This window comes from Variovorax sp. GW822-FHT04A09 (assembly GCF_058801005.1).
The window spans coordinates 173,633-186,744 of the sequence record NZ_JBXAMV010000004.1; the positions used below are offsets into that span (position 1 = coordinate 173,633).

Here is a 13,112-nt window from a genome sequence, read left to right on the forward strand (position 1 = left end):
TGCCCGCAGAAAGCAATCGATCGGTGAAATGACGGTCAGGAATTGTTGCACTGCAACAATTTTCACTTTGCAGGCCTATAGTGGCCCTCTGTTCCCCTACGTGCCCTCTTCCCATGTCGTCCTTCAGTACCACCGCCCGCGTGGCCAGCCCGCTGATGCAATGGGTCGACCTGGCCCTCAAGACCCACGAGACCCTGCTGTCGTCCGGCACGGTGATCCGCATGCGCACCGAGCGCATCGCCAAAGCAGGGCTCACGCCCAGCGCGGCCGACCTCGCGGAGTTCCAGTTGATGGGCCATGAAAAGCTCGCGGCAGCCAGCGAATCAGGCTTGGCGATGGCCCGGCAGTGGCACAGCAGCCAGGCCTCGCTGGCCCAACGTGCGTGGCAGCAATGGCTGCAGGGCGCCACGGCGCTCTTCTCGCTGGCCGGCAGCTTCACGCCGGCGCAGGCAGCGACGCACGGCGACGCGCTCGTGCAAGCCACGGCGCGTGGTGCCAGCACGATGGGTCAGTTCACGGGCGTGGCGGCGCGCATTGCGCGCGAAGGCCTCAAGCCGATCCACACCGCTGCCACGTCGAACGCACGGCGGTTGCTGGCCGAACTGCAGGCCTGAAGCCGCTGCGTTTCAGGGTTGCGCCGGGACCAGCGTCACCAGCGTGATTTCCGACGGCGCGCCGAAACGCTTCGGCGGTCCCCAGTAGCCGGTGCCCCGGCTCACGTAGATCCACATGTCGTGCAGCCGGTGCAGGCCGGCCGTGAACGGCTGCTGCATCGGCACGAACAGGTTCCACGGAAAGAACTGGCCGCCGTGCGTGTGGCCCGACAGCTGCAGCTGGTAGCCGGCCGCAGCCGCCACCGGCGCGCTGCGCGGCTGGTGCGCCAGCAGCACGCGGGTGTGCACCAGCGGCGGCGCGTCGTACAGCGCCAAGTGCGGGTCGCTCGCGTGCGCGGCGTCGAAATGGCCGGCGGTGAAGTCGGTCACGCCGGCCAGCACCAGCGCGCTCTCGAACAGCTCTTCGTCGGTCTGCGCGCCGCGCACGTTGCGCGTCTGCAGCACCACGTGCTCGTTCAGCAGCACCTTCAGGCCGAGGCGGCGCAGTTCGTCGATCCAGGCGTGCGCGCCCGCGTAGTACTCGTGGTTGCCCGTGACCACGAAGGTGCCGTGGCGCGCGCGCAGCCCTGCCAGCGGCGCGATGTGCTCGCGCAGCTCGGGCACGCTGCCGTCGACCAGGTCGCCGGTGATCGCGATGGCGTCGGCGCCGAGCCGGTTCACCGCGTCGACGATGCGCTGGATGTAGCCGTTGCGGATCGTCGGGCCCACGTGGATGTCGCTGAGCTGGGCGATCGTGAAGCCGGCCAGCGCCGCGGGCAGGCCGCGAATGGGCACGTCGACCTGCTTCACGCCGGCCGTGCGGCGCGCGTTGACGAAGCCGACCAGCGACACGCCCGTGGCCAGCGCCAGCACCGCCAGCGCGCTCCAGGGCCCGACCTTGTCCCAGGGCACCTGCAGGCCGCCGAGCGCGCTCGCCAGCGAGGCCAGCAGCAGGCCGAGGTCGCGCACCAGCGTGAGCACGAACAGCGAGGAGAACCAGCCCATGCTGATCAGGCCGATCCAGTGCAGCGTCTCGCCGGCTGGCTTCGCCTTGCGGTCGGCGCGGTGGCTGCGCGACACGAAGGGCAGCGGCATCGTGACCGCCGACACCGCCAGCAGCACGAGCGCCAGCGGCCACGCAGGCGTGAGCGACGCCAGCGCAGGCAGCAGGCGCAGCGCGATGTAGACGTGCAGCAGCGCGGTCAGGACGCTCAGGGGACGGATCGGCATGAGGACTGGGGGGACGCGGGCATTGCCCGGGACACGTCATCTGCAAGGCGCATGCCGCGCATTCAAGGCGTCGAAAGCTGCCGGGGTCGCTATTTTTTCTATAGCGCAGGGCAACCGGATAGCGGGCGTTATGGCGCCTCGGGCGCGACGCTTCGGTGTCCGCTGCGGCGCGGTGCCGCCTCGCTTACCGCACCGCGCGCGTGCCGGCCGACGCCATGTCGGTGCCCGCCGGCCATTCGAAGAGCGCCTTGGCCGGCGCACCGGGCGACACCAGCAGCGTTTGCTTCAGCGTCTGGCCGCCGATGCGAGCCTCCACTTCATAGCGACCCGGCTCGAGCCGCGCCACCATGAACGGGCCGCCCGAGACCACGTTGTCGAGCAGCGCGGTGCCGTGGCTGTCGCGCACCGTCACGTGCACGCCGGCCGCGAAATCGGCGCGGCGGCCGTCCTTGATCGCGAATTCGAAGCTCGCGGGCCAGCGCGGCGACACGGTTTCCATCAGCTGCGCCTCGTCCTGGCCGATGCCGCCGCTCATGTATTCGACGCCGTGCGCCATGTGGATCGGCGGGTTCATCGCGGCCTGGGCCGGCTGCGCCGAGAGCGCGCCGCCGAGCAGCACCAGCAAGGCGGCGCCAGCCGCCGCGGCCACAGGCCGGGCGTGCGAGAACAGAAACAGGGGGTTGGTGGTGAGAGACATCGAAGCCTTCCTTTCCGGGCGGTGGTGGCGACACGCCACGCAGGAAGACACTGTGCCGGGCACGGCTTAAGGAAGACTTAACTGCGCGCGGGCCGCAGCGGCCCGCGTCCGCGTCGGGTCAGCGCGCGGCGGTTTGTGCCAGCGCCTGGGGCAGCGGTGGCGCGACCGAGGCCATGTCGAAGTTCGACGGCCAGACGAACGAGGCGCGCGCCGGAATGCCGGCGATCACGACCAGTTGCTGCGTGAGCGTGAGCCCGCCCAGCGTCACGTCGACGTCGTAGGCGCCCGGTTCGAGCCGCGCGAGCATGTAGGGCGCCTGCGTCTGCACTTCCATCACCGTCTGGCCCGTGTACTTCTGGCGCACCTGGATCGACGCCTTGGCCGGGAAACCCGCCTGCTGTGCGCCCTTGCCGTCGTTCACGCGCAAGTCGATGGTCGCGGCCCAGCGCGGCGCGACCATTTCCAGGAAGGCGGCTTCGCCCTTGGCGGCGCCGCCGCACATGTATTCGATGCCCTGCGCGACCTGGATCGGCGGGTTCGAGAACGCGTGGGCCGGCGACACGGCCCCGAGGAAGGCTGCGGCGATCGATGCGCCGCCCAGAACCAGTACAGCCACGGGCTGTTGGAAACGCTTGGGGTTCATTGCTCTGTGTGTCCTCGATCTTGCGTGACAGGAAATCCGTCAGGAATTTTGCTTAGCAAGAGTCGGGCTAGATATAGCGTTTACGAGGAAGCTTCTGCGTTGCGCAGGTGAATGCTATTGTTTTCATAGCTGGTGACGCCCGTGTGACGGGCGTCAGTTCCACTTTTCGGGTGTCTTTCATCGGAAACCCTGAGACGGGGCTCGCGGACGCGCTGCGAGCGAGCGCGTTTCGGTCCGTCGCCAGCCCCCCGGCCTGTGCTGAATTGGCAACAAAAGACGGAATTGATGCGCAATTGACTGGGCATTCCCTAGCTATTGGCGGGCGCGCAAAGAAATTAGGCTCGGCGCTTCCTTTCAAAGCGCGCAAACCAAATGCTTCATTCAAATCGCCGATTCGTTTTTTTGCTGATGGCTTTGGGACTGGCCGCCCAGGCAAGCGCAGAGCAGCCGGTGCCGATCCGCATCGGCGTCATCGGCCCTTTCACTGGGCCGTCGGCCGATTTCGGCCTGCCCATGCTCAACGGCGTGAAGATGGCCGTCGACGAAATCAATGCCGTGGGCGGGTATCTGGGCCGCTCGCTCGAACTGGTGATCAAGGACGACCAGGCCAATCCGGACACCGGCCGCTCGCAATCCCAGGCCCTCGTCAATGAAAAAGTGGTCGCCACCATCGGCTTCTGCAATACCGGCGTGGCGATGAATTCATTGGCCGTTTTCAATGACGCGAAATTGCCGCTGATCGTGCCCTGCGCCACCGGCTCGCCATTGACGTCGACCTATCCGCCGGCCACGAGCTATGTGTTTCGCACCTCGCCCAAGGACAGCATCCAGGCCCCTTTCGTGGTCGACGACCTGCTGGCGCGCGGCTGGAAACGGGTCGCCGTGCTGCACGACAGCACCGGCTACGGCGAGGCGGGCGCCAAGGATGTCGAGAAGGCGCTGGCGGCCAAGCACCTCAAGCCCGTGTACGTGGGGAGATTTCCGCTTGGGGTGAAAGACCTGACGAAGGAGCTGTCAGAGGCCAAGGCGGCCGGCGCGGACGTCATCTTCAGCTACACCGTGGGCCCCGAGAACGCCGTGATCGCGCGCAGCCGGCAGGCCATCGGCTGGAAGGTGCCGCAGGTTGGCGCCTGGACGCTGTCCTTCCCGTCCTTCATCGAGGGCGCCCGCGAAGCTTCCGAAGGCGCGCTGATGGCGCAGAGCTTCATCGCCGAGCCGAGCAACGAGCGGCGCTCGTCGTTTCTCTCCAACTACGCGCGGAAATTCAACACCAAGCGCATCCCGGTGCCGATGGCCGCCGCCCAGGCCTACGACGCCACCTACCTGCTGGCCCACGCGATGTTCAACGTGCCCAGCGGCAAGCTCGAAGGCCCGTTCATCAAGGCCGCGCTCGAGCAGCCCAAGCGGCCCTACTACGGCGTGGTCACGACCTACGACAAGTCGTTCTCGGAAAACGACAAGGACGCGCTGTCGCCCAACATGCTGGTGATGGGCGTGGTGCGCAACGGGCAGATCAGCTTCGCGTACCCGGAGGACGCCAAGCGCAACCTGTTCGTGCAGCGCAAGCAGTAGGAGGAGTCAAAAAAAAGGGGCGCTTGCAGGCGCCCTTTGGTGAACAGCGCGACACCGCCGGTGCCGCGCCATCGATCGATCAGACGTCGATGTTCGCCGCGCGCAGCGCGTTCTGCTCGATGAACTCGCGGCGTGGTTCCACCTCGTCGCCCATCAGCATCGTGAACACGCGGTCGGCCTCGATCGCGTCGTCGATCTGCACGCGCAGCAGGCGGCGCACGGTCGGGTCCATGGTGGTTTCCCACAGCTGCTCGGGGTTCATCTCGCCCAGGCCCTTGTAGCGCTGGCGCGAGGTGGCGCGTTCGGCTTCGCCGATCAGCCACTTCATGGCCTGGCGGAAGTCGTCGACCTTCTCTTCCTTGCCGCGTTCGCCTTCGCCGCGCTTGACCAGCGCGCCTTCGGCGCTCAGCAGGCCGCGGAAGGTGTTGGCGGCCTGGGCCAGCGCGTCGTAGTCGGCGCCGTGCACGAAGTCCTGCGAGATCACGCTGGACTTGATGTTGCCGTGGTGGCGGCGGCTGATGCGCAGCAGCGGCTTGTCGGTGCGGGCGTCGAATTCGCTGCTCACCTCGGCCGGCACGCCGGTCGTGTTGAGCTCGCGCAGCTTGGCCTGCAGGGCGACGGCCGAGGCCTCGGCGGCGGCCGGCGTGTCGAGGTCGAGCGCCACGCCGTCGGCGATGGCGCGCAGGGCTTCGGCGTCCATGAAGTTGCGCAGGCGCGCAATCACGGCCTCGGCGACCTGGTGCTTGCGCGCCAGCTCGGCCAGGGTGTCGCCCGACAGCGTGGTCGAGGTGGCGCCGCCGGTCTCGATGCTCGCGTCCTTCAGTGCCACCTTGAGCAGGAAGGCGTCGAGCGCGGGGCCGTCCTTCAGGTACTGCTCTTCCTTGCCGACCTTCACCTTGTACAGCGGCGGCTGCGCGATGTAGATGTGGCCGCGCTCGACCAGCTCGGGCATCTGCCGGTAGAAGAAGGTGAGCAGCAGCGTGCGGATGTGCGCGCCGTCCACGTCGGCGTCGGTCATGATGATGATGCGGTGGTAGCGCAGCTTGGCGACGTTGAAGTCGTCCGCGCCGCCGCCCGCGGTGGTCGCGCCGGCGCGGCCGATGCCGGTGCCCAGCGCGGTGATCATCGTCAGAATTTCGTTGCTGGTGAGCAGCTTCTCGTAGCGTGCCTTCTCGACGTTCAGGATCTTGCCGCGCAGCGGCAGGATGGCCTGGAACTTCCGGTCGCGGCCCTGCTTGGCGGAACCGCCGGCGGAGTCACCCTCCACCAGGTAGACCTCGCACAGGGCGGGGTCCTTTTCCTGGCAGTCGGCCAGCTTGCCGGGCAGGCCCATGCCGTCCAGCACGCCTTTGCGGCGCGTCATTTCGCGGGCCTTGCGCGCGGCTTCGCGGGCGCGGGCGGCCTCGACGATCTTGCCGCAGATGATCTTTGCGTCGTTCGGGCGCTCCTGCAGGTAGTCGGTGAGCAGGCGGCCGACGATGTCTTCCACCGGCGCGCGCACTTCGCTGGACACCAGCTTGTCCTTGGTCTGGCTGGAGAACTTGGGCTCGGGCACCTTCACGCTCAGCACGCAGCACAGGCCTTCGCGCATGTCGTCGCCGGTGACCTCGACCTTCGCCTTTTTCGCGAATTCGTTCTCTTCGATGTACTTGTTGATGACGCGGGTCATCGCGGCGCGCAGGCCCGTGAGGTGGGTGCCGCCGTCACGCTGGGGGATGTTGTTGGTGAAGCAGAGGACCTGCTCGTTGTAGCCGCTGTTCCACTGCATCGCCACTTCGACGCCGATGTGCGTGCCGGGGATGCCGCCGTAGGTGTCGGCCGGCTTCTCGCCCGCCGCGTAGAACGAGTTCGGGTGCAGGACGGTCTTGCCCTTGTTGATGAACTCCACGAAGCCGCGCACGCCGCCGGCGCCGGAGAAGTCGTCTTCCTTGCCGGTGCGTTCGTCGAGCAGGCGGATGCGCACGCCGTTGTTCAGGAAGCTCAGCTCGCGCAGGCGCTTGCTCAGGATTTCGTAGTGGAAATCGTTGTTTTCCTTGAAGATTTCCGTGTCGGGCAGGAAGTGCACCTCGGTGCCGCGCTTGTCGGTGTCGCCGATGACCTTCATGGGCGAGACCTCGAAGCCGTTCACGGTTTCGAGCAGGCGGTTCTGCACGAAGCCGCGGCTGAATTCGAGTTCGTGGATCTTGCCTTCGCGGCGCACGATCAGGCGCAGCTTCACGCTCAGCGCGTTCACGCACGAGACGCCCACGCCGTGCAGGCCGCCCGAGACCTTGTAGCTGTTCTGGTTGAACTTGCCGCCGGCGTGCAGCTCGGTGAGTGCGATTTCAGCGGCCGAGCGCTTGGGCTCGTGCTTGTCGTCCATCTTCACGCCGGTCGGGATGCCGCGGCCGTTGTCGGTGACGGAGATCGAATTGTCGGAGTGGATCGTGACGACGATGTCGTCGCAATGGCCCGCGAGCGCTTCGTCGATGGAGTTGTCGACCACCTCGAACACGAGGTGGTGCAGGCCCGTGCCGTCGGAGGTGTCGCCGATGTACATGCCCGGGCGCTTGCGCACGGCTTCCAGACCTTCGAGGATCGTGATCGCACCTTCGCCGTAGCTGGAGTCGGCGGGGACGCCTTCGGGCGCCACGATCTGGATTTCGGGGGTATAGACCGGCTCGGTGTGCGGCACGTCGGGCTTGTTCTCTTCTGCACTCATTCGGATATTCCTCTGTCTCTCACGGGTTTCCCGTGATTTTTCGGGCTCTCAAAAGCTCAATTCGCCGCCTCTTGAAAGCGCAAACCCGCGGGGGGCCGCGGGTCGTGTGCGCAAGGCGCTGTGTTTTCCAGGGTCTAGATGCGCATCGGCATCACGACGTACTTGAAAGATGCGTTCTCAGGGATGGTTAACAAGGCCGAGCTGTTGGAGTCGGCCAGGTCCAGCTTGACCATGTCCTGGTCCATGTTCGACAGCGCGTCGATCAGGTAGGTGACGTTGAAGCCGATCTCGATGCTGTCGCCGCCGTAGTCGATGTCGAGCTCGTCCTGGGCTTCTTCCTGCTCGGCGTTGTTCGACGCGATGCGCAGCGTGCCCGGCTCGATGTTCAGGCGCACGCCCTTGAACTTCTCGCTGGTCAGGATGGCGGTGCGCTGCAGGCTGGCCAAGAGCGGCGCGCGGCCCAGCGTGACGGTGTTCTTGTGGTTCTTCGGAATCACGCGGTTGTAGTCGGGGAACTTGCCCTCGACCAGCTTGGTGACGAACTCCATGCCGCCGAAGCTGAACTTGGCCTGGTTGTTCGCGAACTGCATCTCGATGGCGCCTTCGGCGTCGGACAAGAGGCGCTGCATTTCGAGCACGGTCTTGCGCGGCAGGATCACTTCCTGGCGCGGCACTTCGACGTCGAGCATGGCCGAGGAGAACGCCAGGCGGTGGCCGTCGGTGGCCACCAGGCTCAGCTGCTTGCCTTCGGCCACGAACAGGATGCCGTTCAGGTAGTAGCGGATGTCGTGCACGGCCATCGCGAACGAGACCTGCGAGAGCAGGTCTTTGAGCGTCTTTTGCGGCACGCTGAACACGGGGCCGAAATTGGCGGCTTCCTGCACCAGCGGGAAGTCTTCGGCGGGCAGCGACTGCAGCGTGAAGCGGCTCTTGCCGCCCTTGAGCACGAGCTTGCTGGCGCTCGACTCGAGGCTCACGGTTTGGTCGGCCGGCATGGTGCGCAGGATGTCGATCAGCTTGCGCGCACCGATGGTGGTCGTGAAGTTGCCTTCGTCGCCGCCGAGCTCGGCGGTGGTGCGGATCTGGATCTCGAGGTCGCTGGTGGTCAGCTGCAGCTGGCCGCCGGTCTTGCGGATCAGCACATTGGCCAGGATCGGCAGGGTATGGCGCCGCTCCACGATGCCGGCCACCGACTGCAGCGCGGCAAGAACTTTGTCTTGGGTTGCCTTCAAAACGATCATGTCTTCTTCCTCTTCTCTTATCTCTTTGAATCAGCTTTCAGGACGCCATTCTCCGCTGTCGCGAGGGGCGTTCTTGATGACATTCGGCTTCAGCCTTTGAGGGTCTGTTCGAGGACGTGCAGCTGCTGGTTGAGTTCGGTGAGCTGCTGGCGCTCGCCCGAAATCTTTCGCACTGCATGGAGCACCGTCGTGTGGTCGCGACCGCCGAACAGCTCGCCGATTTCCGGCAGGCTCTTCTGCGTGAGCTCCTTGGCCAGGTACATCGCGATCTGCCGGGGCCGCGCAATGCTGGCCGGGCGTTTCTTGCTGTACATGTCGGCGACCTTGATCTTGTAGTAGTCGGCCACCGTCTTCTGGATATTTTCGACCGAGATCTGCCGATTCTGGATCGACAGCAGGTCGCGCAGCGCCTCGCGCGCCAGGGCGATCGAGATCTCCTTCTGGTTGAAGCGCGAGTACGCCAGGATCTTGCGCAGGGCGCCTTCGAGTTCGCGCACGTTGGAGCGCACGTTCTTGGCCACGAAAAAGGCGACTTCCTCGGGCATTTCGGTGCCTTCGACGCGGGCCTTGTTGATCAGAATGGCCACGCGCATCTCGAGCTCGGGCGGCTCGATCGCCACCGTGAGGCCCGAATCGAAGCGCGACACCAGCCGCTCGTGGATGTCGGCCAGCCCCTTGGGGTAGGTGTCGCTGGTCATCACGATGTGCGACTTCTTGGCGAGCAGGGCCTCGAAGGCGTTGAAGAACTCTTCTTGCGTGCGGTCCTTGTTGGCGAAGAACTGCACGTCATCGATCAACAGCAGATCGAGCGAGTGGTAGCGTTCCTTGAACTCATCGAAAGTCTTGCGCTGATAGGCCTTGACCACATCCGACACGAACTGCTCGGCGTGGATGTAGAGAACTTTGGAATCGGGCCGATCGGCCAGCAGCCGGTTACCCACAGCGTGCATCAGGTGGGTCTTGCCCAGGCCGACGCCGCCGTAGATGAAAAGCGGGTTGTACAGGTGGCCCGGCATGCCGGCCACGTGCATGGCCGCGGCGCGCGCCATGCGGTTGGCCGTGCCCTCGACCAGGGTGTCGAACGTGAGCCCCGAATTGAGCCGGTTCTTGAAGCCGGCGGCCGCCGGTTCCTCGCCTGGGCCGGCCACGTCGCGCGGCACGTCCGTTTCGGCCATGATGGCCATGGGTGCAACACGGACGGGGGTTTCTCGCGGAGCGAGCGCTAACTCGATGGTGACCGGCTGGCCGTACATCTTCTCGGCCATGGCCGCGATCTTGCCCGCGTACTGGGCACGGATCCAGTCGAGCTTGAAGCGGTTGGCGACGAACACCGTCATGCGCGAAAGGTCGTCGGCGACCTGCGCGGTGAGGGGCTTGATCCAGGTGTTGAACTGCTGCTCGGACAGCTCCTGCGCGAGCTGGTCGACGCAGGCCTGCCACAGGCTTTCGCCGATGCCGTCAGTCGACATGGGCGCTTGAAAAAGTGATGGAACCCTCGGGCATTTCTTGTATAGGTATTGTGGATATTCTCTGCTGGAAGGCGCTGGGCATTCTAACTTGTCAAAACCTTATCCACATGCTGCGCTGCACATGGAAAGGCCCGCAAATCCAGTCGAAGATTGTTCCGGCGGCCAATGTTTGCGATAATTGCGGGTTTCCCTGAAAAGCCTTCACAGCGTCTTTCGGGGGCCATCCGAAACTCGCTCCCCCAGCGCTCGCCGGGTTTTTGCATGCCTTCATGCGGAAACTGGCGCAAACAGGGAATCAGGAAACCATCATGAAACGCACTTACCAAGCATCCAAAGTCCGCCGCGCCCGTACCCACGGCTTTCTGGTCCGCATGAAGACCCGTGGCGGCCGCGCCGTGATCAACGCACGCCGCGCCAAGGGCCGCAAGCGCCTGGCCGTCTGACGGCACCCCACCTGCCGTTGTCAGCCGCCGACACGTCCGCGCAGGCTCCTGCAGCCTCTGCGCCTGGCCCCGCCAGCAGCGACGTCCGCGGCCCGGCTTCCTTGCAGCGGCTCAAGACCCGCGCGCAATTCCAGGCCGTCCTCGCAGGTGCCACCGTGGCGCGCACTGCCCATTTCGCATTGCACCGCTGTGCGCTCGATGTTTCCCCATCGGGCGCCGCTTCGCTGTTTCCGTCCGATGAGGTCTGGCTGGGCGCCATGGTGCCCAAGCGCTGGGCACGCCGCGCGGTGACGCGCAACGCCATCAAGCGCCAGATCTACGCCGTGAGCGCCGCGCCTGGCGTCGTGTTGCCGCGTGCCGCGCACGTGGTGCGTCTGCGCGCCGGTTTCGATCGCAAGGCGTTCGTGAGCGCCTCCTCGGACAAGCTCAAGGCCGCCGTGCGCGCCGAGCTCCAGCAATTGCTGGCGCGCGCCGGACGTCCGCCGGCACCGGCTGCCGCCTCCCCCGCACCTGCTTCCGCATGAAACGCCTGCTGATCGGCCTCGTGAAGGGCTACCGCCTGCTGCTGAGCCCCTGGCTCGGGCAGTCGTGCCGCTTCACGCCGACCTGCTCCGTGTATTCGATCGAGGCGCTGGAAGTGCACGGCGCGCTCAAGGGCAGCTACCTGACGCTGCACCGCATCGCGCGCTGCCAGCCCTGGTGCCAGGGCGGCCACGATCCGGTTCCACCGAAATCACAGCGTCGCACTGACAAGTCAGGATCGCTGTTTTCGTCTCTTCTCTCCTCCGACAAGAAGTCTTCGTCATGAACGATATCCGCCGCACGATTCTGTGGGTGATTTTTGGTTTCTCGCTCGTGCTGCTGTGGGACCAATGGCAGGTCTTCAACGGCAACAAGCCGACCTTCCTGCCGTCGACCAAGCCCGCCGCCACGGCGCCGGCCACGGGCAGCGTGGCCAACAACGGCGTGCCGACCGCGGCTGCCGCAGCCGGCGGCACCGCGGGCGCCGTGCCCACGCAGGCGGCCCCGGCTGCACCGCGCGAGCAGGTCGTGGTGACATCCGACCTGTTCAAGGCGACGATCGACAGCGAAGGCGCCACGGTCAACCACCTCGAACTGCTCAAGTACGACGAAGCCGACCGCACCAAGCGCGTCGTGCTGTTCGAGAACGGCTCGCCCGCCACGCGTTACGTGGCGCAGACCGGCCTGTTGAACCCCGTCGCCGGCGACGCTTTCCCCAACCACCTGACGGCAATGACGCCCAAGGCCGGTCCGCGCACGATGGCCGACGGCCAGAACACGCTCGAGGTGAGCTTCGAAAGCGCCCCGGTCGGTGGCCTGAAGTACATCAAGACCTACGTGTTCAAGCGTGACGACTACGTCATCGGCGTGCGCCACGAAGTGGTCAACGTGAGCGACCAGCCGCGCGACGCGCAGCTGTACATGCAGCTGCTGCGTCACGGCACCGTGGCCGCCGGCACCATGTTCGGCACCAACACCTTCACCGGCCCGGCCGCGTACACCAACGAGAAGAAGTTCCACAAGCTCGACTTCAAGGACATCGCCAAGGGCAAGGTCGAGCCGCCGCCGCCGGCCAACGACGGCTGGATCGCGATGGTGCAGCACTACTTCGCATCGGCCTGGCTGCTCAAGGGCGATCCGGCCAGCGAACAGCTGCGCCGCGAATTCCGCGTGAAGGACCTGGGCGACAACCTCTTCACCGTCGCCATGGTGGCCACGCTGCCGAAGATCGCTCCGGGCGCCACGCAGGTCGTGAACAGCGCGCTGTTCGCCGGCCCCGAAGAAGAAAAGAAGCTCGAAGCCATCGCCCCCGGCCTGGACCTGGTGAAGGACTACGGCATCTTCGCGATCATCTCCAAGCCGCTGTACTGGCTGCTCACGCAGCTGCACGGCATCCTGGGCAACTGGGGCTGGGCGATCGTGGCGCTGGTGGTGCTGCTGAAGGCGGCCTTCTACTGGCTCAACGCCAAGGCCTACGCCAGCATGGCCAAGATGAAGGCCATCAATCCGAAGATCATGGAAATGCGCGAGCGGCTGAAGGACAAGCCGCAGGAAATGCAGCAGGAAATGATGCGGATCTACAAGACCGAGAAGGTCAATCCGATGGGCGGCTGCTTCCCCATCGTGATCCAGATCCCGGTGTTCATCGCGCTGTACTGGGTGCTGCTGTCGTCGGTTGAAATGCGCCACGCCCCGTGGATCGGCTGGATCACCGACCTGTCGGCACCCGATCCCTGGTACATCCTGCCGATCGTGATGACGGCCACCTCGCTGTTCCAGACCTGGCTCAACCCGACGCCGCCCGATCCGATGCAGGCCAAGCTGATGTGGATCATGCCGCTCGCGTTCAGCGTGATGTTCATCTTCTTCCCGGCCGGCCTGGTGCTGTACTGGATCACGAACAACGTGCTGTCGATCGCGCAGCAGTGGTTCATCAACAAGCGGCTGGGCGTGCTGGGCAAATAAGTAGCCCACGGCCTCCGCAACCCGCAAAGGGCCGCA

The 13,112-nt window shown here is 65.7% G+C and carries 12 protein-coding genes; 6 read left to right on the top strand and 6 right to left on the bottom strand.

What is annotated here, in order from left to right:
• The first annotated feature begins 113 nt into the window (after positions 1–113).
• Positions 114–614: a polyhydroxyalkanoate granule-associated phasin gene (locus tag AC1RLW_RS20925; protein ID WP_159279085.1), complete on the top strand. Its 501-nt coding sequence runs from the start codon at positions 114–116 to the stop codon at positions 612–614.
• 12 nt (positions 615–626) lie between these two features.
• Here the strand turns inward: AC1RLW_RS20925 and AC1RLW_RS20930 are convergent, their stop codons facing one another.
• The 3 genes from AC1RLW_RS20930 to AC1RLW_RS20940 form a co-directional block, all read right to left on the bottom strand.
• Positions 627–1,823 carry a metallophosphoesterase gene (locus tag AC1RLW_RS20930; RefSeq protein ID WP_493194869.1) on the bottom strand — a complete coding sequence of 399 codons (1,197 nt, stop codon included), beginning with the start codon at positions 1,821–1,823 and terminating at the stop codon, positions 627–629.
• Between the two features lie 184 nt (positions 1,824–2,007).
• A complete protein-coding gene (locus AC1RLW_RS20935; RefSeq protein WP_492742954.1) occupies positions 2,008–2,520 on the bottom strand; it encodes a hypothetical protein in 513 nt (170 codons plus the stop codon).
• A 118-nt stretch (positions 2,521–2,638) separates the two neighbouring features.
• A complete protein-coding gene (locus AC1RLW_RS20940) occupies positions 2,639–3,163 on the bottom strand; it encodes a hypothetical protein (RefSeq protein WP_493194871.1) in 525 nt (174 codons plus the stop codon).
• A 408-nt stretch (positions 3,164–3,571) separates the two neighbouring features.
• On the opposite strand from AC1RLW_RS20940, the gene AC1RLW_RS20945 reads away from it, so the two are divergent.
• Entirely contained in the window at positions 3,572–4,735 is a 1,164-nt protein-coding gene (locus AC1RLW_RS20945) for an ABC transporter substrate-binding protein (RefSeq protein ID WP_487847711.1), read from the top strand.
• A 79-nt stretch (positions 4,736–4,814) separates the two neighbouring features.
• Here the strand turns inward: AC1RLW_RS20945 and gyrB are convergent, their stop codons facing one another.
• The 3 genes from gyrB to dnaA all read right to left on the bottom strand — a co-directional run bounded on the left by gyrB (position 4,815) and on the right by dnaA (position 10,146).
• Positions 4,815–7,436, bottom strand: coding sequence for a DNA topoisomerase (ATP-hydrolyzing) subunit B (gyrB, locus tag AC1RLW_RS20950; protein ID WP_493194873.1), 2,622 nt, complete (start codon positions 7,434–7,436; stop codon positions 4,815–4,817).
• A gap of 134 nt (positions 7,437–7,570) precedes the next feature.
• A complete protein-coding gene (gene dnaN / locus AC1RLW_RS20955; RefSeq protein ID WP_056574900.1) occupies positions 7,571–8,677 on the bottom strand; it encodes a DNA polymerase III subunit beta in 1,107 nt (368 codons plus the stop codon).
• A gap of 89 nt (positions 8,678–8,766) precedes the next feature.
• On the bottom strand, positions 8,767–10,146 hold the full coding sequence (dnaA, locus tag AC1RLW_RS20960) for a chromosomal replication initiator protein DnaA (protein WP_062480418.1): 1,380 nt from the start codon (positions 10,144–10,146) through the stop codon (positions 8,767–8,769).
• A gap of 308 nt (positions 10,147–10,454) precedes the next feature.
• Between dnaA and rpmH the strand changes: the two genes are divergently transcribed.
• The 4 genes from rpmH (at position 10,455) to yidC (ending at position 13,076) form a co-directional block, all read left to right on the top strand.
• A complete protein-coding gene (rpmH, locus tag AC1RLW_RS20965; RefSeq protein WP_007834827.1) occupies positions 10,455–10,589 on the top strand; it encodes a 50S ribosomal protein L34 in 135 nt (44 codons plus the stop codon).
• A 101-nt stretch (positions 10,590–10,690) separates the two neighbouring features.
• Positions 10,691–11,113, top strand: coding sequence for a ribonuclease P protein component (locus AC1RLW_RS20970; protein ID WP_062480416.1), 423 nt, complete (start codon positions 10,691–10,693; stop codon positions 11,111–11,113).
• Positions 11,110–11,397 (top strand): membrane protein insertion efficiency factor YidD, encoded by a 288-nt coding sequence (gene yidD / locus AC1RLW_RS20975; protein ID WP_056574909.1) that lies wholly within the window; start codon positions 11,110–11,112, stop codon positions 11,395–11,397. The genes AC1RLW_RS20970 and yidD overlap by 4 nt, the downstream gene beginning before the upstream one ends.
• Positions 11,394–13,076: a membrane protein insertase YidC gene (gene yidC / locus AC1RLW_RS20980; protein WP_493194878.1), complete on the top strand. Its 1,683-nt coding sequence runs from the start codon at positions 11,394–11,396 to the stop codon at positions 13,074–13,076. The genes yidD and yidC overlap by 4 nt, the downstream gene beginning before the upstream one ends.
• The last annotated feature ends 36 nt before the right edge of the window (positions 13,077–13,112 follow it).